Raw genomic sequence first — 21560 nt, 5'->3', positions numbered from 1 at the left:
GCGCAGCATGGCATGCGAACCGCGACCACTCGGCTGCGGCTCGACGGTCCCGCCGCTCGAACATGTGTTTCACCGTACGCCCGTTGGCTGCGGTGCTTCAACGGCTCGCCAGGAGGTCGACCCTAGGTCACGGGTTGAGGACTGCGTTCAACGGGGTCCACGTGAGCGCCTTGAGCGCCTCGGTGCCGCCGGCCTCCTTGTCGATCACGATGAGGTAGTGGAGCTTCCGCTCGACGAAGCGAAGTGCGTCCTGGTCGTTGTACTCCTTTCCCTGGCACACCTCGACCTCGGTACTGGGCACCGGCTCACACCCCTCGTAGTAGTCCGCTTCGCGGTCAACCTCGTCCACGGACTCATAGGAGTCGACGATGACTGCCTGCTCACCGTGACCGGGGATGGCGACTTCGCAGGTGTAGCTGTCCACGTCGCGTACGTCGAAGGTCTCGCGACAGAGTTTGCCCCAGTAGGCGTCTTTGATGGCAGGGGAGAGCGCGGCGATCCCGTCGAGTCCGTACGGCATCGGGCACTGCTCGGTGCCCTCGAGCTCTGACTTGTCCCAGCAGACGCGCGGTGCTTCCGGGACTGCCGTCGGGTTCCCCGGGCGGGTCCCTGCTGCCTTGTTGTCGCGGCCGCTGAGCCACGTCACGCCGTATGCAGCCGCGGCGGCGACAAGGACGACGGCTCCGATCCCGGCGACCTGCTTGATCCACCAGGAGCGGTCATGCCGCTGGCTCCACCAGTTGGTCGGCGTGGGTTCGGGTGGGGGAGGCGTACGCTGCTTGACCTCTTGCCCGCAGTTGGTGCAGAACTTGCGGCCGGTGACGTCGTTGCCGCAATTGGTGCAGTACGGCACGTGCTCAGACCTCCGGCTCGTCGGGCTCGCGGATCTCGGCGTCTGGGACCGTGACCGTCTGCTCCGGCATGATCACCGTGGCGTCGGTCGCGGGTTCGTCGAAGAGCGTTGCGCCTTCGTCGAACCGTTCGGCTTCCGAGTCGTACGCTTCGGTCATGCTCTTCATGTCGCCGTCACTGGCGTAGGTCTCGGGATCGTCGTATGCCGTCGGCCCGTCGACGGCTTCGCCCGATGCTGCAAGTGCTGCATCCTCCGCGGCCTCGGCTTCAACCCAGGCGTCGTGCCCTTCGTCAAGGGCAGCAAGGTCGCCGTCGCTGGTGGCGTACGGCTCGTTTGCTGGCACCTCCGCCGGTTTCGTTGCGGGAAACGTGTCGTTGTCGGCACTGAGGGGTGGTTCGGTCAGGGGGCTGGGCGGGGGCGGGTGGTCGGGTCCGAGCGGATTGCTGAGCGGGTGAGCTGCGAGGCGGCTGATCCCGCCATCAATCTGGGCGCTGTCATAGGACTCGAGTAGGTCCAGACCCTTCTGCTGACCGTATTTGTAGCCGGGCTCGGCGAGCAACGCTGGGTCGAGACTGGGCGGGTGTGAGGTGCAGTCCGCAAGACCTTGCCGCAGCATCTCCTGTTGACGGGCGTCGCCGATATAGAGGGCCGCCGCGCCACGCAGCTCATCGTCGAGTCTGCGGTTGTCACGTTCGTCCTCAGTCGACGCAGTCTGACCCGCGTGCTCAAGGCGCCGAGTGTGGGTCTCCTCCGGGATCTGCTCGGCGGCCTTTCGCATCGACCGCACATCAGAGAGGATCCCGTCGACGGCATATGCCGCAGAGGTTGCGCCAACGGCGATGCCCGCGGTTCCTGACCCGGGGTCGTTGACGAACTGGGCGACGCCAGCGACAGCGGTCGCGACCGCGCCGCCATGGATCAGCATGCGGGCGCCGATGCGGCGACGTGGGAGCAGATCGGTGAGCAACCCCATACGCTAGTCGGCCTTCCGACGAATCGTCGCAGCGCTGTCGTTGAGGAGTCTGGGCAGGTCTGTCACAACCAATCGCGCAAACGAGGTGACATCTCCGCCGCGGGAAATGACAAGCTCGAGCCACTGGCCGATGGTGAGGCGCTCGGGGTTGTCCCACAACAGCGTGGCAGTAGCTCGCGAGATCGCGGCCGACCGGCCATCAGGTGTGACGTACGCCGCCAACTCCCCGTCCTGAACGCGCTCGTCACGTGGGTACTCGGGCGTGAGCACATAGTCGGAAACCTGAGTGATCACGCCGGTCGCATCACCTGGCTCCACCGAGATCACGATGTTTTCGTCGAGCAACTTGCTCTTCAGTTCGTCGGGCTCCTCGCCAGCGGCGGCCGCCCACTCTGTCATCTCAGTGGACGTGCGTGGGCGGGCAAGAAACTCGAACAACGGCCTGGTCGCCGCGGGGAGTTCGTCGCCCGCGTTCTCCGTCGATGCGATGACTACAACGTCGATGGGCTCTGGCAGCAAGCGGCCAAGGAGGACGTACGTCGGCTCGCCGGCGCGGGTCAGGGACTCTACGGTCATGAGGTCATGCCTTTCGGTGGGGGCTCTTGAATTGGAAGCGGACGGGCGGGCGGTCGGGGAGAGCGGCGATGCAGTGGCCGACCTGCAGGCCGGTGAGGTCCCAGTCTTCGACGACGGAGCCGTCGACGAGCTGTTCGCCGATGCCGCGGCTGCGGACTGCGGCGTCGTAGCGGACGAGTCGTCGGTTGGTGCCGAAGCGGTTGCGTACGTAGTCGCGACTGGCGTGGTCGAAGAGACGGAACGAGAAGACGGTGCCGAAGGCGGAGAGGATCGAGTTGCCCAGCCCGGGGCCGTAGGCGTCGATGATCTGGCCGGTGTTCTGGGTGCCGACGACGAACCGGAGGCCGAGGGAGCGGCCGAAGTTGAGGCCGCCGTCGATGTGGCGGAGCTGGGGGAGGAGCGCAAATTCGTCCAGGATGACGAAGACGCGGCCGGGGGCTCGGTTGCGGCCGAGGGATTCCTTGAGGACGAGGTCGACGAGCGTGCGGAAGATCGGGGTCAGGGTGGCGCCGTGGGCGACGTCGTATTCGAGGAAGAGGGCTCGGGCGCCTTTGGAGCGGATGAATCGGCGTACGGAGAAGTCCCCTCGCTGCGCGAAGGTGGAGGAGAAGGTCTGCCGCAGCATCTGTTGGAGGAAGATCAGCACCGAGTTGGTGGTGTTGGAGTCGTCGCGGGCGATGTATTGCAGGGTGCCGCGGAGGTCTTCGAACTTGGCGAGTACGCGACGGATGCGGTCGAGGTCCCAGGTGTCGGCGATCGCGCGGAGGTCGAGGTTGGAGTAGGACTCCTCCGATCGGCGTTCCCAGCGGGCCATGGTCAGCAGGAGGCCGGCGAAGAGCTCCTGGCCCATGTTGGACCAGAACCGGTTGTTGTCACCTGCGGAGGCAGCGACGGATTCGAACAGGGTCGCGGCGATCTCGTTGACCTCGTCAGTCAGCTCGTCCTTGGGCAGGTCGCGGAGTTCGGCGAAGAGGTTCCAGAGCCGGGAGCCGGCGAAGGCGGACTGGTTGCCGACGCAGATGGTGGCGTCGCCTTCGCGGTAGAACGCGTCATGGAAGTCGCCCTTGGTGTCGAAGAAGACGAACACGTCATCGGGTTGGGCGGCCTGACGCATCGAGGCGACCAGGGACTGCATCCCGACGGTCTTGCCGGTGCCGATCCCGCCGAGGAAGAGGATGTGGCGGCCGAGGTCGGCGTCGCTGAACCCGAGCGCGGTCTGGGCGGGCTCGGCGATTCCTGGGATGGTGCGAGGTTCGCCATAGACCCCGGCGACCGGTGACTGGGGGCCGAGGTAGCCCTCGGCGTCGGTCAGGGACCAGCCCTCCAGGATCTCTCCCTGCGTTGATCCCTGGCTCAATTGGTTCCTCCGGGCGTGTCGTCGGCGAGTGTTCCACGGGTCTGAAGGTCGAGGATCAGGGCGCCGATGTCGGCGTACATCGCCGAGACCTCGTCGAACCCGGCGCTGGTGACCGTGGCGGAGGCATCGACGACTCCGAGGGCGCCGAGGACCTTGGTGGCCGGCGAGATGATTGTGCGACCGATGCCGACGATCGTGGAAGTCGACGCACGGCGTACGCCTGACTCCAGGGCGATCGGTGAGGTGTTGCCCTGGCGTGCGGAGATCAGGAAGGCGAGCTCGTTGGTGATCGACCCGATCCCGACGATGATCGCGAGGAGCACGCAGACGATGACCCAGAATCCCCAGTTGATCAGCAGAAACACGAGGGCGAGTACGCCGAGGAAGCTCAGGGCGGCGACGCCGACCGGTGAGATGCCGCGGGAGGTAGCGACGGTCATGCCGTTGATGTCGGCTAGCGCGACCTCTTGGGAGACCATGCTGCGCGAGCCGAGGCTCTGGGCTTCCGAACGGTAGATGACCCGGGCGTCGGTGACGATCACCTTGCCCTCGATCGACCCGAGCGGCCGCTTACGGTGGGTCAGGTCGAAGACCCCCTTGACCACCTCGCCGTGGGCGAGGCGCACGCCCTTCACCTCTCGCGTCGGCGGGACCGTCGGTGCGGGTGTCGGTGTCCAGGTCACCGGTTGCGCGGTGTTGGTCGGTGTCGTGGCCGGGGTGGCCTGCTGTGTCGGTGAGGGGAGGGGCGGGGTGAAGCCCTGGGCCGGCGCTGTCGCTGCCTCGTCCTGGCGAGCGGGCACGTTGGATGTCGATGCGACCGGGGTCGTCGCGATGATGTCCTGGTCCGCGGCTGGCGGCGCGAAGGTCGGCGCCGCCGTCTGGTTGGTCGGTGTGCTTGCGGCGACTGCGCCGCACTCACCACAGAACCGCTCCCCGGGCTCGATGACAGAACCACATCGCCCGCATTGCATGACATCGCCCCCAGATCGATCGGTGGCCGCTGCTCGTCGGACCACCTGTCGCGTGCCTCGACATCGTAGCCATCGACCGTGGGCTGTGCAGGCATGTGGGGAAGAACCTGGTCTGGCAGCACAGGTCACTATCGCTCATGTGTTCGACGTATGATCGGAGTCGAGGGTCGATTCTCGCCAACATGTTGGAGGTCGACTTGCCGCGTATGCCGCCGTATCTGGTCTGGGTGGATTCGTCCGTGCGCCACGAGGCGCTGTTTAACCGTGTGGAGGTGAGAGACCTGCACCGTCCGGTTGTCGCAGCGGCCGGGTAGAAGTTGAGGGCAGCCTGACCTGGGAGGCGCTGGGGAGGGTGGGAGCAGCCCTGACAACGTCAGGACGTTCCAGTACTGCCAGATGGGGCGGGTCCGGCCAACGAGACGAGAAGGTGTACGAGAGGAACCAGTGTCTGAGGCCCCGTAAGCGACCCGCCGGCTCGAATCTGGTGGATCTGGGCCGGTACGCGGTGCGCGGCGTCTTGCGGATGAAGGGACGTCGACTCGCCTGTCTTCCTGTTGATGACGGGGCGAGGTTGTGGTGAAGGTCTGCGGCGTAGCCATGACGATGCCGCCGGGGTATAGCTGGGCACCTCGCTCGTCGAACGGTTGACAGTGAACGTGGGAACCATCAGGCGTTGCCCTCCCGCCCGTGCCGTCCGGGTACGGACGGTGGGAAGGCGCGTTGTCGCTGATGACGTCTGGTGGGGCGGAGGCTCCGTAATAGTCCGAGCCGGGGAAAGCCCGGTACATGGCGAAGGGGGCCAGCGAGTGAGCAAGGAGGATGCTGGAATGCTCGAAGACTCGCTGCCGAACGGCGGCGACCTGGCTGGTGGTGGTGTGCAGGCCCCACGGGCAAGGGTACGAGAGATTCAGACCAAGTTGCACCGTTGGGCGGTCGCCGATGGCGACCGTCGGTTCGATGACCTGTACAACCTGGTGTGTGATCCCGCGTTCTTGTTGGTGGCGTGGGACCGGGTGCGGTCCAACAAGGGCTCCCGCACGGCGGGGGTCGACGGAGACACGGCCCGTTACATCGAGTCCGAGCGCGCGGTGGATGAGTTCTTGTCCGACCTGCGTGCGGACTTGAAGAGCCGGGCATTTCGTCCGTTGCCGGTCCGGGAGCGACGTATCCCGAAACCGGGGACCACCAAGACGCGGCGGTTGGGGATTCCGACCGTCCGTGACCGGGTGGTCCAGGGCGCACTGAAACTGGTGTTGGAACCCATCTTCGAGGCGGACTTCGATCCGGGCTCTCATGGGTTCCGGCCGGGACACCGTGCGCACGACGCGATCGCCGAGGCACGCTACTTCGGATCCCACTCCTATGAGTGGGTTGTTGAGGGCGACATCACGGCATGCTTCGACGAGATCGACCACACGGCCCTGATGGACCGGATACGGCGTCGTGTCGGTGACAAACGGGTTCTGGCGCTGGTCAAGGCGTTCTTGAAGGCAGGCGTCCTCGACTCGGAGGCGCACCTGCAAGAGACCAAGACCGGCACACCGCAGGGAGGGATTCTGTCGCCGCTGCTGGCGAACATCGCTTTGTCCGTTCTGGACGAGTACATCGCCAGCAAGTGGCCCCCGAGCGGGTATGAACGGATGAAGCGACGCCGTCAGGGAGGCGCGACATACCGGTGCATTCGGTATGCCGACGACTTCTTGATCATGGTGTCGGGGACTCGGCAGCACGCGGACTCGATCCGGGAGGAGATCGCCGGGGTTCTCGCAACCATGGGCTTGCGCCTGTCGCCGGAGAAGACGTTGATCACCCACATCGACCAGGGGCTGGACTTCCTCGGGTGGCACATCCAGCGTCACGCGAAGAAGGGCGGTAACGGCAAGGCGTATGTCTACAACTACCCATCGAAGAAGGCCTTACGGGCGGTGATGGGCAAGGTGAAGGCGGTCTGCCGCATGGGTACGAACCATTCACTGAACACCCTGCTGCAGCGGCTTGGACTGCTGCTGCGGGGATGGGCCACCTACTTCCAACCAGGGGTGTCGTTCGCGACGTTCCAGTACCTACGCGCCTACGTATGGCGCAGCGTGATCGGCTGGATCCGCCGCAAACACCGCCAGATGACCTGGAAGGAACTCCGCCGCCGCTACTGCGACGGCGGCTGATGGCCACGCGACGGCGAGACCGTGCTCTTCAACATCGGCCACGTCAGCACGACGCGGTATCGATACCGGGGCGCTACGATCCCGACCCCGTGGCCAGTGGAGTAAACGGCACTCGTGGAGAGCCGGATGCTCGGAAACGGGCACGTCCGGTTCGGGAGACGGCCAGGGGAAACGGACCATGCGAAAGCGCGGCACCGCGCCCCTGGCCGATCTCACGGCTCGTTCGGGATCCACAGCAGCCCTGGGATCCTGCTGGCGTGGCGACGTACGCCCGACTCGGTGTTGACCACGCGGAAGGAGTCCGAGTGGCAGTGCCTGGTGATCTCTGCGGGCGAACCCGCACCGACGAATCCAACGAGCCTATGGGTGTATCAGCACTGGATGAATCCTGCTCATGTGCTCCCGGTCGATGCAGAGAAGCCGAACCCGGTGCGGAAGCCCGGCAAGAAGTAGTGATCGCCTTCATGCCCGAGCTGAAGGATGTCCCAACTGCCCCTCAATCGCCTTGCGCTGCCGGGACAGTTGCGCGCCATCGGGACGGTCTGTCCATCGCCTGAGGTCGGTGACGATCGGCGGCGCGGACCGGAGAAGGACGAGGCCCATGCCGAACGGGAGCGTACGGATGGTGTCCGGAGGGAGGATTGGAACTCGGCGCGTCGAGCGCTGGAGTCCGCGGGAGCCGTAGTCGCCGACCGTGATGGTGTCGGTGTGTTCGTCGCGTTCCCCGATGAGGGTGGAGAGGTCTTGGAGGTCGCGGGCGGCGGCGGTGCCGCCGAGGATGACTTTGACGATGGCCGCGTCCCAGATGGCGTTGGCGGCGTGTTCTCTCCACTTGTCGCGTGCCTGGGAGAGCGATTGGAGTACCGGCATGGTGGTGATCCCGGTGCCACCGCCCTCGGCCATGAGCGTGGGGAGCGAGGGGAGTGGGGCGAGGTTGCCGATCTCGTCGAGCGCGAGGAGTAGCGGTGGTTCGAGTCGTGCGCCGGGGGAGCAGGCGGCGAGGTGTCGTGCAGTCTCGACGAGATCCTCGACGAAAGCGGCCACGAGGGGCCAGCACGCGCCGGACCCGGCGCCGGTGGCGAGCAGATAGAGCGCTCCAGAGTCGCGGAGGAAGTCCGTGGGGTCGAATTCCTCGTTCTCGCCTGGGCTGACGGAATCGAGGACCCTGGGGTCGGCGAGGCTGGAGAGGGCGAGCGAGACACCCATCCAGATGGAGTCGCGGGTACGTGGGTCGGACTCGATCATCGAGTCCAGAGACTCGGCCCAGCCCGTCGCCGCATCCGAGTGGTTGGCGAGGATCGCGACGGCGTCGGCGGCCGAAGCCGGCGAGAGGGTCCAGGAAAGGAGCTCAGCTGGCGTGCGTGCGTCAAGGGCTGCGGCATGGAGCAGACTTTGGAGCACGGTTCTGGTCTTGCCTTCCCAGAAGCTGCCGCTGTCGACCCCGCCGGCTGAGAGTCCAATGGCGGAGGCGAGCCCGGTGGCGCGGATCATCGCGGTGAGTGGGTCTTGGCAGCCGCGTACGGGAGACCATCGCAGGCCGTGGGGGAGCCCGTCGGCGAGGTGTTGAGGGTCGAAGACAGCGACGGGGCCGCGTTCGCGGCGGGCGGCGAGGGTGGTGGTGATGTTGTCTGGGCGGGTCGCGGTGGTGACCACGGGGCCAGGGGCATCGAGGATCGCGTTGATGACCAAGTGCACGCCCTTGCCGGAGCGGGGCGGGCCGAGGATGAGCGTGGAGTCCTCGACCGAGCTCCACACGCCTCCGCCGCGAGCGTGACCCAGGAGGTAGCCGACATCTTCTGCGCTCGGCCCAGCGAAGTCGGGGCGCAGGTTGCCGGCGCGTTTGAGAAGTGAGCGTTCGGATGCGGTGCGGATGACGTCGCGCCTGGTCGCGACGCCGGAAGCGTGACGTACGTCGCGTTCCGATGCTTCACGCAGGTTGCTGAACACGCGCCACACCGCCCACATGACCGCCGCTGATGTGGCGGTCAGGGCGATGACGACGAACCAGTAGACGATCGCGGGGAGGCCGGGGGTGTCGAAGGCGCTCGCAGGGGTGAGCGGATGGGCGATGACTGTGATCGCACCGACGAGGCCTCGTCGTGGCGGGGTCGCCCCGGGCAGCCATGCGGCGATCGTTCCCGCGAGGCGGAGAAGTCCGAGGACGAGCGTGCCGCCGAGCACAAGCACCAGGCCGAGGTTGACCAGCTCGTCGTCGACCTGACGCGCATGCGGGCCGGTCACCGGTCGACTCCTTCGGCCTCGGTGAGCGGGACGACTGCATGCGATGTCCGGCCAAGGAGGTAAACCGCGCCACCGTAGCGCTGCGTGATCACTGGAGGTACCCGTAGGGCCACGCTGCCGTTGGGTCCCGAGGTCCGCCTATCGACGACCACGGCGACCAGGACGTCCTCATCGGGCTGGAAAGGTCCTTTGGTGCGCTGGGACGCCGACTCGCCCCTTGGCCTCGGCAATGGGTTGGCGGTGTCCTCGCGTGGTGTCTCGATGTCGACGTACGTCTCGCCGTCTGCCTCAACGATCACCACTCGGATCGGGCCGTAGCGGTCAGCGAGATCCTGTACCAGCGAGCGGACGCCGCCCCGCCGAAGCCTCGTAGACAGTTCGAAGGGTTCCTCGTCGATGGTCACGGCGGCGACGCCCTCGGTGTCAATGCGGATCTCGACGGTGGGCAGGAAGATCGGCACACCGGATGCGTCCAGGTTGGATGCGCGCTTCACAGTCCCACCTGTTCCACCGGCTTGGTCCATAGGACCGCACGTGCAGAGCTGGCACCGAGGCCGGTTTCTCGTTCGGCTCGCTCTCGGGTGAGGCCAGGCGGGTCGCCGTTCCCGATCTGTTCCGTGTCGAGTCCCTCGAGGATGGTCAGTGCGGTGCGACGTACGCGTTCGGCCGTCGCCTGCACGACCTCGACCGGACTGGAATCGGGCGCGTGGGTGGCCCAGGTAGCGACGTACGGGATCGTGTAGTTGCTTGTGTCCAGTCCGTGGGCGGCGGCAACCATGGCCGCGACAGACTCTGCCTCGACCTCCTGGATTCCGCGATGAGCCTCGGCCTCGATGAGGGATGCAGTCGAGTTGTCCCCATGCAGCATCACGTGGGCGAGTTCGTGACACAGGGTCTTGACCTGCGCAGCCTCGTCCGTGTCCATGCGTACCGAGACCTCCCGCTGCAGGTAGTCGGTCTGCCCGTTGCGTCCGAAGATGGCATGCGCGTCCGAGACCAGCCGAAGTTCGAACCCGTGTTCGGTGATCTGATCGGCCAGTCCGTCCCACAGCCCTTCGGGGGCCGCGCCTTTCAGGATCATCGGTTGCGGAGGCTCAGGGATCGGGTCGCCCTCAGTCTGGGAGATGTCGAAGACGTACGCCAGGCGCAGGCCGATCACCTTCGACTTCACCGTCTCCCCGGCCCGTGGCTTCTCACCGCCCTTCAGGCGTCGCCACGACTGGGGGTCCGCCGGGGTGTCTGACGCGAACCTGCCTTTGACCGGGGCGAAGATCTGGTAGCCATGCTGGCCCTTCGCGATCGACCGGCCGAGCCTTTGCCACTGTTTGAACCCAGCAACGTACGTCGGAAACGGCTCTGGCACTAGACCGAGGTCATGCGCCTCGAGGTGCTGGGCAGCGATCAGAGCCGAGTTGCGGAACGACCGTGACCGGAACCGTGCCGAGAACTCCATCGCCTTGCGCCAGTCCTCACCGGTCACGAGTCCTTCAACAGCTTGCGTCAGACGGTCGTGGAGAGCCTCGATCTTGGCGTCGCGGTCCGTGCGGATGTTCGTGTCGATCAACATGCTCGTGAGGTGCGCATGCGGGTCCGGAGGTCAGCGCACATATCGCCGGCAGGTGCCGAGGTCCTGCGAATCGCTGCTGACTTCATGGAGAATCGGCACGTGACGTCTCTCATCGCGTGGCTCGACTCGACACCCGAGGATCAACGGGCTGCCCGCGAGATTGTCAATCTGTTCGCGCAGCGCGAGAGCCGGGATGAGCTTGGCATTGGCCAGATACGCGACGCGCTGAGCGATGTAATCGTTCCCGGCACGTCGACCCTGCACACGCGTGCTCGGTACTTCCTCTTCATCCCCTGGTGCTACACGCAGGGAAGCGCCCGTGGCTGTTCTGGGGAGCAGTTGAAGGCTCGAGGCAAGCAACAGGAGCGTGAGCTCATCTCCGTGCTCAAGAAGCAGACTTCGGGCGAGTTCGGACTGATCGGCGTGAACGTTGGTGCAAGCGTCAAAAACCTTCCCTCGGCCCTTTACTGGTCGGGAATGCAGCAGTACGGGATCGTCGGGCGCGCAACGGACAGCTCGTCGATCGGCTCCTTGGCCAAGCAGGTTGTCGAGGGCGCAACCGAGTTGGCCGAGCGGCGCTCGTCCCAGTGGCGGCTGGATATTCCACCGCCACCGGGCGATAACTTCCCGACCGACTTGACCGGTGGATTCGACCTTACGCGGGATGAGGCCGACTGGCTGCGTGAGCGGATCACATCGACGAGCGGTGGCAGCGTGCTCGCACACATGGTGGCTACGGACCACGTATGGGACGCCGACTACCCATGGCTTCAGGTATCGGCCAGGGACTTTCCGATCATGGAGCACGCTGAGCTGTTCAGCGGGCTGCTCAACGGTGCCGCGCTGCTCTACAACCTGCTGATCGCCGAAGAGTACGACGCTGACCCCAACCTCACCCGACTCGACAACATGGCGGAGGAGTACAGGACCAAGATCGATACGTGGCACGCCGACTTCCTCACCAGCACCGAGCACCGGCTGGCCGCCTGGGACACGTCGGACTTCTGGCACGTAGTCACCGATGCGAATCCGAACATCAGCCAGCAGACCAGAACGTTCGTCAACGTATGGCTCGAGCGCGTACGCGGGCTCTCGACGGGTTCCCGCCTGTATGACAGCGCCCCGCTGCGCGACTGGGTGCGATTCCGCGAGAAACGGAAGGGCAAGCAGTCGCGCCTGCTGAATCCGAAGATGCGCGCCACATGGTCGGGCGCCGCCGGCACCGGACGGTTGGACTTCCGGTGGGGAACCGTCAAGACGATCGTGGGCGACATTCAGCGCGGGCGGGGCGACGATGCTGCCTCCTGACTCGCGTGCCGTCCTCGTCCAAGAGCTGAAGCCGCCGACGGGCTACCGCCTGGAATCAGCGGTGGCTACCACGTTCACGCTCGACCTCACGGCGTGCCTCATTCCTGCCCTCGCGCTCAGTTCGTACTCGATGTCCGGCGCCGTGCCGGACCCGGTCAGCGCGCTCGATGCGATCCGCAAGACGGTCGGGCGACTCGACGTGTTCTGCCAAGCGGGAAGCATCGGTGTACCGGCACAGGCCCCCGAACTTGCCGCGTTCCTCGAGCCGATGGTTCATCAAGTCGCAGCACCATCGAAAGGGTTGTTCCATCCGAAGGTCTGGCTAGCTCACTACGTGCACGATGATCTCGGGCCGATCCTCAAGCTCCTCGTGCTGTCCCGCAACCTCACGCACGACAATACGTGGGACATCATCGTGAGCCTCCAGTCGGAGAAGGTCGGGACCTCGCCGCGTCCGCAGAATGATCCGCTCCGGGACTTCCTCGCCTCGCTGCCAGGGCGCGCCGTCCACGCACCGCCCGCAGATCGTCGTCGCCGAATCGAGAATCTCGCCGATCTGTCGCACCGGGCTGTTTGGTCACTGCCGAACGGCGCCGACTCCGTGGCTTTCCACTTCATCGACGGAGGTCGCACCCCGCCGACACTGGCATCGCGACGCCAACTGGTCATCTCACCATTCATCAACGACGGCGGACTAAAGCTCCTCGCCGGAAGCAGCTCGACCCGAACCGTGGTCGTCTCGCGCGCTGACGAGCTGGAGAAGTTGAGTCCGAGTTCTGTCGCTGCGATCGAGGCCTACATCATGGATCCCGTTGCGGGTGTGATTGAGACGTCCGACGAGGCCGATGGAGCGACATCACTGGGCGTGCTGGGGGCACTTCATGCGAAGGCATACGTCTTGGAAACGGACGGGCAGCGCAAGCCGAGAGTGATCCTCGGATCGGCCAATGCGACCGACGTTGCCTTCGCCAGCAATGTCGAGTTCCTTATCGAGTTCGTGGGCGCGTGGAAGACGTTCGGGATCGACGCCTGGCTAGGCGACGAGGCGGAGCCGACCCCGTTCCGAGCCATGATCGAGAGGTACGAGCCGACGGGTGGCTCGGAACGTGACCACGAAGAGGAGGCGCGTTGGAACCTCGAGAACCAGTTGCGACGCATCGGCACGATCCCGCACAAGGCGGTTGCCGAGGCCCTCAATGACGGCACATTTGAGCTTCGGCTGCAGGCTGCGGAGTACCGACTTGCCCGGCAGTACCGAGCGACGATCCGGCCGCTGACACGTCCGGGCACCGACCTGAAGATTGATGCGGCCGGAGAAGTCGCCCTCGCCTTCCCCGGCCTCGCCAAAGCCGAAGTCACCGGTTTCTTTGTGGTGACCCTCGAGGACGTCGACGAGAGCATTGAGGCGAGCTGCGTCATCCTGTCCGCACTGGAAAACGATCCGGCAGATCGGTTGGACGCAGTCATCGCAGCGCAGCTCGACACCCCGGAGAAGTTCATCCGATTCCTCTACTTGCTGATGAGCCTGGGTGACCCGTCCGCCATCGAAGTCGCTACCAGCGGTGCCGGAACGGCAGGGTTCTTCGGTGATCTCGCCAAGGGAAGCGGGGTCCTGGAGTTGATCTTGAAGGGACTGGCGGCGAACCCGTCGGTCATCACAGAGATCGACCGCGTCATCACGGCACTGGCCGAGCTCGGCGATCGACAGAGCGTTCTCCCGGAAGGCTTCGCCGACCTGTGGCCGGTCGTTCTCGAGGCACAGCGACTTGTGATCGGGGCGGAAGAATGAAGTGGGACCCGAAGCCGATCCTCAAGGACTTGATGGGGTTCCAGCAGAAGACCGTCGACCACGTGATCGATCAGTTCTACGGCGCGCCAAGCGCGGATCGCTTTCTCGTCGCCGACGAAACGGGCCTTGGGAAGACGATGGTCGCCCGAGGCGTGATCGCAAGAGCGATCGAGGCCCTCCACCGCGACGAGAGCGTCGACCGCATCGACGTTGTCTACGTCTGCGCCAACGCGGATCTCGCAAGCCAGAACCTGCGCAAGCTGAACGTGACGGGCGACAAGGAACTCGAATTCACCAGCCGCCTTACGATGCTGGCCTCGCACAGCCACCAGCTCAACCGCGAATCGTCTGGCGGCAAGCTCGTCAACCTCATCTCGTTCACGCCCGGGACATCCTTCGACATGGGCCACAGCCTGGGCATGGCCCACGAGCGAGCCATGATCCTGTTGGTCCTAGAGGACGCACGTGTGCGAGGCCTCACCGACGTCGAACACTCGACGCTCCTCAAGCTGTTCCAAGGAGGCGTCAGCACGCCCGAACGCTTCGGGTCGATTGTCGACGACTTCTCCCGTTGGGGCATCAAGGGCGAGCTAGACCCGGCCATCACGGCAGCGTTCAGGACCATCATCGAGTCAGAACGGCCGACCAGTTCACTGGCCGAGCTCGACTCGATCCTTGCCGAGGCGGCAGCTGTCACCGAACTCTCGGGTGACCTGCGAGCCCGAGGGTCAAGCTTGGTGCGTCGCTTCCGGGCGCAACTGGCTGAGGCGAGCGTGGACGTCCTCGAACCAGATCTGGTGATTCTGGACGAGTTCCAACGCTTCCGGCATCTCCTCGACCCAAACACCCCAGCCGGCGAACTGGCACATCACCTGTTCAACCACAGGTCGGCGAAGGTGCTGCTGCTTTCCGCCACCCCCTACAAGCCTTACACGATGGCCGGCGAAGACGACGAGGACCACGCACGCGACCTGTTCGCGACGCTGAGCTTTCTCGCCGAGGGCAGGAACGACGCAGACGTCGGCCAGATTCGCAGCGACTTGCGCCGATACCGCGAAGCCGTCATTGCCAACCAGCCATCACCCGACATCGTTAGCCGACTGCGTGACGGGCTGTTGAAACTCATGACCCGCGCTGAGCGCCCTCTGTTGCCCGATGGCTCGATGCTGGTCGAACGCGTCGCCAGCGCCGACGACATCCGCCCAGAGGACCTGGCGGGATACGCCGGCTTGAGTCGGGTGGCACGCCTGGTCGCGCAGACGCGGGATCACGGCCTTTTCAGCACCGAGTACTGGAAGTCTGCGCCCTACTTCGGAAACTTCTGCGACGGTTACCAACTCGGGCGGCGACTGCACGCTGCCGAGACATCCGACGAGCTCACTGCCGCCTCGACGGCGACCCAACGCATCAGCTCCTCAGCCATCCGCAAGTTCCGCAACCTCGACCCTGGGAACGCGCGCCTCCGAAACCTTCATGCCAGCACGATTGGCAAGGGCTGGGCCGAACTCCTTTGGGTATCCCCATCGCTTCCGTACCTCGAACCCGCTGGACCGTTTGCTGAGCCGGGCGCGGAGGACATGACGAAGCAACTCGTGTTCTCGTCGTGGACAGCGACTCCGACCGCCGTCGCGAGCATCCTCAGTTACGAAGCCGAGCGAGAACTCGCCAACGGGACGAACTACGAGCAGTACACACCGGAGAGCCGCAAGAGGCTCGCGCGACACCTCAGCTTCGCGATGGACGGCGACAAACCCGCCAGCTGGTCGACCCTGCTGATGCATTGGCCCATGCCCCACCTGGCGCCGCTGGCGGACCCGCTCGTGCTCGTCAGGGACAACGGCGGCGTACGTCTCGACGACGCGACCCTTCGCACAAAGGTCCGTCAGGCGATCGTCCACGCGTGGACGGCACGCCTACGCGACCGCAGCGGCGAACCGGGGGCTGACTCAGATGCCACGTGGGAGGCTGTGCTGTCATCTGAGGCGGCCTGGCCGTATCAAAAGGGAAGCCGGCTCACAGACGGAGTGCTTGCTGCTGCGCTGTTGGGCCAAGCGTCTGAACTCGAAGACGAAGATGCCGACGGCTCAGACCCGACTGCCGCCGCTAAGCACATCGCCGCCGCCCGGGCGCGTAGATACCAGGGTGAAACGCTGGTCGATCGCGAGACCCTGGATGAGATCGTCGCGATGGCGCTGTTCTCTCCGGCCAACATTGCCTTCCGATCCCTAAGACGGCTGGCAGAAACCGACGAGGTCAGCGGATGGGGACTCTGGCGGGCTGCCGCGACCCTCGGCAACGGCCTGCGGTCGCTGTTCAACCGCCCTGACGCCATCAAGCTCATCGAGCGGCTGGCACTCGCCGGCGATAAGCCGTACTGGCATCAAGTCTTGCGTTACTGCGAGGCCGGCAACCTCGAGGCCGTCCTCGACGAGTACCTCCACATCCTTCGCGAGAACCGGCGACCCAAACTGGTTGATGACACCCTGCTACTCGAGATCGCTCAGGAGGCCGCAGCGGCACTCGCGCTCCGTACCGCAACCTACCGTGCGAGGAACCTGACGGATCGAGACGACCCGATCACGTTCGTTCCGCGCTTCGCGCTCAGGTACGGCGGGCGCGATCAGGATGCCGAGGACGTGCGACAGCCCGAAGTCCGTCGTTCGTTCAACAGCCCCTTTTGGCCGATGGTTCTCGCTTCAACGTCAGTCGGCCAGGAAGGGATTGACTTCCACTGGTGGTGCCACTCCGTCTTCCACTGGAACACGCCCCCGAACCCCGTTGACTTCGAACAGCGGGAAGGACGGGTCGATCGTTACCGTGGCCACGCCATCCGCAGGAACATCGCCGACCGCCACGGCGCCCTGGCCTTGCAGCCAGGAGCTGGGCACCCCTGGGACCGGCTCTACGACGCGGCAACGGACGAGCGGACGAACTATGGAGACTTTGCTCCGGGCTGGGTCTACCCCGGGCCGTCGAAGATCGAGAGGCACGTCGCCCCCTTGCCGCTGAGTTCCGATCGTGCCCGCTACGAGCGAGTCCGACGCGACGTAAGCCTGTACCGGCTCACCTTCGGACAGCCGCGCCAGGAAGACATGCTGGAGCTACTGAAGGACGACGCGACCGGTCGAGCCGAAACGTTTCGAATCTCGCTGGCGCCGCCAGAGTCCGCCGACATCTCAGGTTCCCAACCGACAGCCGAGGGGTAGCGCGGCAGAACCTTCAGACTTCCTGAACTCACGGGAATCGCCCCTCGCGCGGGCTGAGGTGTCGTAGAGGGCAAGCTCGTCAGGGTGCAGCTGGTGCTGCACGACGAAGGAGCGGTCCTTGATCCGCCACAGGCCTTGCCCGGTGCCGAGAGTCGGAAGTAGCGAGCGCTCCGTGCCGGTGAGGCCCAATGCTTCCGCGGTCGATCCGAGCTGGTCGGACTCCTGCCGATAGACGACGCGAGTTTCAGCGTTGGCGAGTAGTGAGGAGGCGAGCCCGCGGGCGGCGGAGCCACGGTCGCCGACGTTGTCGAGGTCGGTGAGCTTGTGGAAGATGAGCATGTTCGCGATGCCGTAGTGGCGAGCGAGGCGCCAGTGGGCATCCATCCGACGCAATAGCGCCGGGTGCTGCATTAGGCGCCATGCCTCGTCGTACACCACCCAGCGTTGGCCACCGTCCGGGTCGAGGAGGGCTGACTCCATCCACGCTGAGGCGCAGGTCATCAGGACCGAGATCAGCGTGGAGTTCTCGGTGACGCGGGAGAGGTCGAGGGAGACCATAGGGAGAGTCGGGTCGAAGCGCACGGTCGAGGGGCCGTCGAAGAGGCCGGCGAGGTCACCGGCGACGAGTCGGCGTAGACCGTGGCCGGCGAGGCGGCCGTCCTCGGTCAGGCGGCCGTCGCGATCGTCGGCGGGGTCAGGGGAGAGCAGCCGGTCGACGACGAGGGGAAGGATGGGGATGTCGTAGGAGCGGACAACGCCTGCGAGGGCGATATCGATGGCGGTGTGCTCCAGCGGGGTCAGGGGCCGGGTGAGCATGGTCTCGGTCAGGGCGCCGACGAGGTCCCGGCGGCGGGCGGTGACCTGGCTGGCCCACTGGCCGTCGTCGAGTCCCGTGGGTCGGTGGCCTTCGTCGAGGGGATTGAGGCGGTTGGGCATGCCGTGGCCGAGGGCGATGGCCTGGCCTCCGAGGGCGTGGGCGACGGGCGTGTGTTCGCCTTTGGGGTCGCCGGGGACGTAGACGCGGCGGCCGAAGGGGATGGATCGGGCGTACAGGCTCTTGGCCAGCGCGGATTTGCCGGAGCCGACGATGCCAGCCAGGACGAGATTGGGGGCGGTGATCAGGCCGCGGGCGTAGAGGACCCAGGGGTCGTAGACGAATGAGGAGCCGGAGTAGAGGTCGGTGCCGACGAAGACGCCGCCGGCGCCGAGTCCGCCTTCGGCGAGGAAGGGGTACGCGCCGGCGAGGGTCGCGGAGGTGTCCTGGTGCTTCGGGAGCCGGAGACGGCCAGGCGTCCGGAGCGCGGCTGGTCCAGGTTCGCCCGCGCGGGGCAGGACCTGAGTGTGCCGGGTCTGGTTCACCGGCTGAGGCTGTCGTTCGTCGCGGTGGTCCCGTTGATTCCGCTCACCGTCGAGGTGAGCAGTAGGTCAGCTGGTCCGTACGAGATCCGTGCCTCGTCCTCGTGGGCGCGGTCGATCCCGGTTGCGATCTGGGTGAGCATCTCTGCGCAGCGGTGGAGTTCCCAGGAGACGGCGTACGAGGTCGCTCGGCCGCTGCGCCGGCTCTCGGCGACAGTGGCGCGGTCAGGTCCGAGGCCGTCGTGGACTCGGGCGATCTGGTGCAAGGACTGGGCCATTGACGTGACGGCGGGGGACAGGTCGCCGAGGAGGGCGTAGATCTCGGCTGGGTCGTCGATCGTCCGGGTGCTGTGCGCGAGACTGCGCAGGTGCTCGCGGGCGAGGGCGGCGTGCGTGGTTGAGTCGTTGGTGGGCATCGGTTCACTCCGTTGACGTTCGGATCTACCACCAGAGAGGTGCGCCGAAGACTCCGCCGTTGGCCTCGGCGGACAGGCAGGAAGCGGCCTGTCTTGATTGACAGCGTGATGCCCGATTTCCGTGCACTGACCGAGTTCTTCGGCGCCAGCAATACCGGCATCGTCGACGCTGCTCAGTCACCGGATGTTCGATCGCAATAGCGTCCGCCTGGCTGCCGACATCTGGCCAACAACGTCCTGGACAGGTACGCCGCGGGTCTCGAACTGGCGGGCGCCATCGGCTCCTTCGCGGGTGAACAGCACCTCACGTTCCACGTACATGAGTACATCCGCAACCGCCGCCTCTTCGGCCCGCTCGCCGAGCAACGTGGAGAGACGACGGCCCCACGGCGCGGAGACTGACTTACCGGGCTGAAGGTGAGGTCGAACCCGGCTACCTCGTTTGGGTGCCGGGCCCGACCCAGTGGGTGCCTGGTGGTGGGATGCTCGCCAGCGCCGTACAGATGCTGCATCTGTTCGGCGGTCACAACATCGCCAGCGTCGATCTGTTCAACGCCTCGAGCCCGGGCCCGACTCAGCGGCCCGGTGCCTCGCCCTCCCTGAGAAGGAAGTTCGGAGCAGTCTCGATACTGAGCTGTGGCCGCGCCGAATCCCAGCGCGGCCACAGCTGATATGTAGCGGTCTCCTGTCAAGAGGCAGGGTGAGGCGCCCGTCCCCGAAGGTGGGGGCGGGCGCCTCTGGCTTCGTCGAGGTTTCGTCGGTGGTGAGCGTGTCGTTGGCGACGCGCGGTCAGACTGATATGCGCGGGTTGGTTACCGCAGGACGGGGTGTTCGGCAGGAGCGGGCCGCGTGTCTAGTGTCGAGCGTCGCTCGACCGGGGGCCGGGCTGCTCATAGCTGTTTCGCGGGTCGCTCCACGCGCGGCTTCCACCACGTAGGTCGACGAAGCCGGATCAGGTGGCTACTCCTCGAGCACGGCCAAGGACCAGCACCAGCCGGCCAGCTCGCGGGCGATGGCGACGTTGGCGACCACGTGCTGCTTGCGGCGTTCACGGAAGGTGTTCTAGCGTGCGTTCAACCGCCGGTTCCCGGCATCGCCACGAGCACGGGCAGCTGGCGTGGCGAGTTCCCAGCGATCACGCATGGTCTTGCCGACCACGTAGCGGGCGCGGTGGTGCCACGCGGCTTCGACCAGCAGTCGGCGGACGTGGGTGTTGCCGGTCTTGGTGATCGAGCCCTGCACCCGTGAGGCGCCTGAGGAGTACTCCGAAGGGACAAGCCCGACGAAGGAACCGATGGTGTTGCCGGTGAACCGATGCCAGTCGCCGATCTCGACCGCGAGCGCCAGCCCGGTCAGGTTGCTGACCCCACGCAGGCACCCCAGCCTGTGCACGAGTGGGGTGAACTCGCTGTCGGCTGCCATGACCGCGATCGCCTCATCGAGCCGGTCACGGCGGGCCTTGACGGTGAGCACGGCATCGAAGTCGGACTCGAACGTCATCTGCAACGCCGGTGTATCGAACCGCTGCCGGCGTAGCCACGCCTCATGGGCCCCGGTCCAGGCCTGGCCGCCGGAGTAGATGATCCCTTGGCGCAACAAGAGCTTCGACAGCCGGTGCCGGGCGCGCATCAGGTCACCGCGGGCGTCCTCACGCGCCCGGACCAGGTCACGTGCGGCCTCCTGATCCACGGTCGGGACCGACACCGCGGTGAACTCGTCCAGCCGCAGCAACCGGGCCAGATGGACTGCGTCCTTGGCGTCGGTCTTGACCCGATCGCCGCTCGGCCGCTGAAGCTTCGATGGGGCGACGACCTCGCACCGGATCCCAGCCGCAGTCAGTGCCCGGGACAGTCCGAACCCGGTCGGGCCGGCTTCGTAGGCCACCGCCACCGGACCCGGCAGATCGCCCAGCCAACTTCGGATGTGTCGCCCAGCCAACTTCGGATGTGCTCGTGTGATGGGGTCAGTCTGGTCTGGATGAGCTCGCCCGTGACGCCATCGATCGCCGCTGCGACGACCGATCGGGCGTGCACGTCGAGCCCAACGCTCGTACGCTCGATAAACACCGGGGCCTCCCACGAATGTCGGATAGGCCGAGCAGGCAGCCCCTGCTCGGTAACCCACGAATCTCGTGAGTGAGGCCCCGGCCCGCAACCCCGTCACGGCGACCGGGTCGCTACATACCGTCTAGCGGCCATCAGATTGGCCCCAGCTAACGTTCAGAATCGATGAGGCGCTTCTGCTCGTCGCACTTGTTTGCCGGCGTCTGATCGCAGAGCACCACGGCGTAGGGCACCCGCAGCGTTCCCTGGGCTCCATCTGACTCCCAGTCCAGAAGGAACGCGCGACTGTAGGCACGCCCAGGCCCGGTACGAGTGAGCTGAATAGCGACCTCGTAGCCACCACCGCCGTCGCCCTCGTCGCAGGTGCGATCAACTGTCGTCTGGCCCGCCTGGAACTGAGCCGTTTCGACGTCGCCGTAGACAGTGCCAAGGGCCTCGCCGCCAGACACCGCCGCATTCGGTCTCAGCGAGTAATCCTCGATCCTGAAGTTGCTGCTCGGGTCCTCCGCCCGCACATCGGTCACTTCCAACGTGCCCGGACGGTCGGTGCAGACAACCCCGTCGATCCCGATCGTCACCGGTTGATCGACCTCAAGCAACGGAATACCGGTATAGACCCATTGCTCACCGGAGGGGAGCGTCAACTCGACCGCGTCCCCTCGCAGGGAACACCCAACCATCAAGGGCGTGAGCGAGATCACTGCGAGGAGTCGCTTGAT

17 protein-coding genes are annotated in these 21560 nt (G+C 65.8%); 4 read left to right on the top strand and 13 right to left on the bottom strand.

The genetic code is table 11. The annotated features are described in order from the left end of the window. Positions 1-127: 127 nt before the first annotated feature. Genes ACIA03_RS08615 through ACIA03_RS08595 form a run of 5 tightly spaced genes read right to left on the bottom strand, consistent with a single transcriptional unit; the run spans position 128 to position 4559 of the window. Complete coding sequence (locus ACIA03_RS08615) at positions 128-853, bottom strand: hypothetical protein (protein WP_396981208.1); 726 nt, start codon at positions 851-853, stop codon at positions 128-130. Between the two features lie 4 nt (positions 854-857). Further along, a complete protein-coding gene (locus ACIA03_RS08610; protein ID WP_396981206.1) occupies positions 858-1820 on the bottom strand; it encodes a hypothetical protein in 963 nt (320 codons plus the stop codon). A 9-nt stretch (positions 1821-1829) separates the two neighbouring features. Continuing rightward, a complete protein-coding gene (locus ACIA03_RS08605; protein WP_396981204.1) occupies positions 1830-2402 on the bottom strand; it encodes a hypothetical protein in 573 nt (190 codons plus the stop codon). 4 nt (positions 2403-2406) lie between these two features. Continuing rightward, entirely contained in the window at positions 2407-3759 is a 1353-nt protein-coding gene (locus tag ACIA03_RS08600) for a type IV secretory system conjugative DNA transfer family protein (RefSeq protein ID WP_396981202.1), read from the bottom strand. Beyond that, positions 3756-4559, bottom strand: a complete 804-nt coding sequence (locus ACIA03_RS08595; RefSeq protein WP_396981200.1) for a hypothetical protein — start codon at positions 4557-4559, stop codon at positions 3756-3758. Before ACIA03_RS08595 ends, ACIA03_RS08600 begins: the two co-directional genes overlap by 4 nt. A gap of 977 nt (positions 4560-5536) precedes the next feature. Between ACIA03_RS08595 and ltrA the strand changes: the two genes are divergently transcribed. Next, entirely contained in the window at positions 5537-6895 is a 1359-nt protein-coding gene (gene ltrA / locus ACIA03_RS08590; protein ID WP_396981198.1) for a group II intron reverse transcriptase/maturase, read from the top strand. A gap of 462 nt (positions 6896-7357) precedes the next feature. On the opposite strand, the gene ACIA03_RS08585 is transcribed toward ltrA, so the two are convergent. Genes ACIA03_RS08585 through ACIA03_RS08575 form a run of 3 tightly spaced genes read right to left on the bottom strand, consistent with a single transcriptional unit; the run spans position 7358 to position 10703 of the window. After that, positions 7358-9136, bottom strand: coding sequence for a TraM recognition domain-containing protein (locus ACIA03_RS08585; RefSeq protein ID WP_396981196.1), 1779 nt, complete (start codon positions 9134-9136; stop codon positions 7358-7360). Beyond that, on the bottom strand, positions 9133-9630 hold the full coding sequence (locus ACIA03_RS08580) for a hypothetical protein (RefSeq protein ID WP_396981194.1): 498 nt from the start codon (positions 9628-9630) through the stop codon (positions 9133-9135). The genes ACIA03_RS08585 and ACIA03_RS08580 overlap by 4 nt, the downstream gene beginning before the upstream one ends. Beyond that, entirely contained in the window at positions 9627-10703 is a 1077-nt protein-coding gene (locus tag ACIA03_RS08575) for an ArdC-like ssDNA-binding domain-containing protein (protein WP_396981192.1), read from the bottom strand. Before ACIA03_RS08575 ends, ACIA03_RS08580 begins: the two co-directional genes overlap by 4 nt. Positions 10704-10802: 99 nt before the next feature. Between ACIA03_RS08575 and ACIA03_RS08570 the strand changes: the two genes are divergently transcribed. From ACIA03_RS08570 to ACIA03_RS08560, 3 genes are all read left to right on the top strand, one after another. Continuing rightward, positions 10803-12011 (top strand): DUF6361 family protein, encoded by a 1209-nt coding sequence (locus ACIA03_RS08570; RefSeq protein ID WP_396981190.1) that lies wholly within the window; start codon positions 10803-10805, stop codon positions 12009-12011. Positions 12012-12072: 61 nt separating this feature from the next. Beyond that, positions 12073-13800: a phospholipase D family protein gene (locus ACIA03_RS08565; RefSeq protein WP_396981188.1), complete on the top strand. Its 1728-nt coding sequence runs from the start codon at positions 12073-12075 to the stop codon at positions 13798-13800. Continuing rightward, positions 13797-17006 carry a hypothetical protein gene (locus tag ACIA03_RS08560; protein WP_396981186.1) on the top strand — a complete coding sequence of 1070 codons (3210 nt, stop codon included), beginning with the start codon at positions 13797-13799 and terminating at the stop codon, positions 17004-17006. Before ACIA03_RS08565 ends, ACIA03_RS08560 begins: the two co-directional genes overlap by 4 nt. Here ACIA03_RS08560 and ACIA03_RS08555 read toward each other — a convergent pair. From ACIA03_RS08555 to ACIA03_RS08535, 5 genes are all read right to left on the bottom strand, one after another. Beyond that, positions 16977-18365, bottom strand: a complete 1389-nt coding sequence (locus ACIA03_RS08555; RefSeq protein ID WP_396981184.1) for a VirB4 family type IV secretion system protein — start codon at positions 18363-18365, stop codon at positions 16977-16979. The genes ACIA03_RS08560 and ACIA03_RS08555 overlap by 30 nt on opposite strands. Then, the gene (locus ACIA03_RS08550) at positions 18362-18778 is read right to left on the bottom strand and encodes a hypothetical protein (protein WP_396981182.1); all 417 of its coding nucleotides are present in this window, start codon (positions 18776-18778) and stop codon (positions 18362-18364) included. Before ACIA03_RS08550 ends, ACIA03_RS08555 begins: the two co-directional genes overlap by 4 nt. Before the next feature lie 173 nt (positions 18779-18951). Beyond that, positions 18952-19290 carry a hypothetical protein gene (locus ACIA03_RS08545; protein ID WP_396981804.1) on the bottom strand — a complete coding sequence of 113 codons (339 nt, stop codon included), beginning with the start codon at positions 19288-19290 and terminating at the stop codon, positions 18952-18954. 550 nt (positions 19291-19840) lie between these two features. Next, on the bottom strand, positions 19841-20662 hold the full coding sequence (locus ACIA03_RS08540; protein WP_396981179.1) for an IS110 family transposase: 822 nt from the start codon (positions 20660-20662) through the stop codon (positions 19841-19843). A 328-nt stretch (positions 20663-20990) separates the two neighbouring features. Beyond that, on the bottom strand, positions 20991-21542 hold the full coding sequence (locus ACIA03_RS08535) for a hypothetical protein (RefSeq protein ID WP_396981177.1): 552 nt from the start codon (positions 21540-21542) through the stop codon (positions 20991-20993). Positions 21543-21560: the final 18 nt, after the last annotated feature.

Origin of the sequence: Nocardioides sp. NPDC051685 (assembly GCF_044453405.1) — a bacterium.
GTDB lineage: Bacteria > Actinomycetota > Actinomycetes > Propionibacteriales > Nocardioidaceae > Nocardioides.
Note: the sequence above shows the minus strand (reverse complement) of the source record. Positions and strands in the feature narration are given on the sequence as shown.

Bases quoted from the DNA above. Each gene is read 5' to 3' on its own strand.
- ACIA03_RS08575 (WP_396981192.1), bottom strand. From the start codon at position 10,703: ATGTTGATCGACACGAACATCCGCACGGACCGCGACGCCAAGATCGAG.
- ACIA03_RS08545 (WP_396981804.1), bottom strand. From the start codon at position 19,290: ATGCAGCATCTGTACGGCGCTGGCGAGCATCCCACCACCAGGCACCCA.
- ACIA03_RS08560 (WP_396981186.1), top strand. From the start codon at position 13,797: ATGAAGTGGGACCCGAAGCCGATCCTCAAGGACTTGATGGGGTTCCAG.
- ACIA03_RS08550 (WP_396981182.1), bottom strand. From the start codon at position 18,778: ATGCCCACCAACGACTCAACCACGCACGCCGCCCTCGCCCGCGAGCAC.
- ACIA03_RS08605 (WP_396981204.1), bottom strand. From the start codon at position 2,402: ATGACCGTAGAGTCCCTGACCCGCGCCGGCGAGCCGACGTACGTCCTC.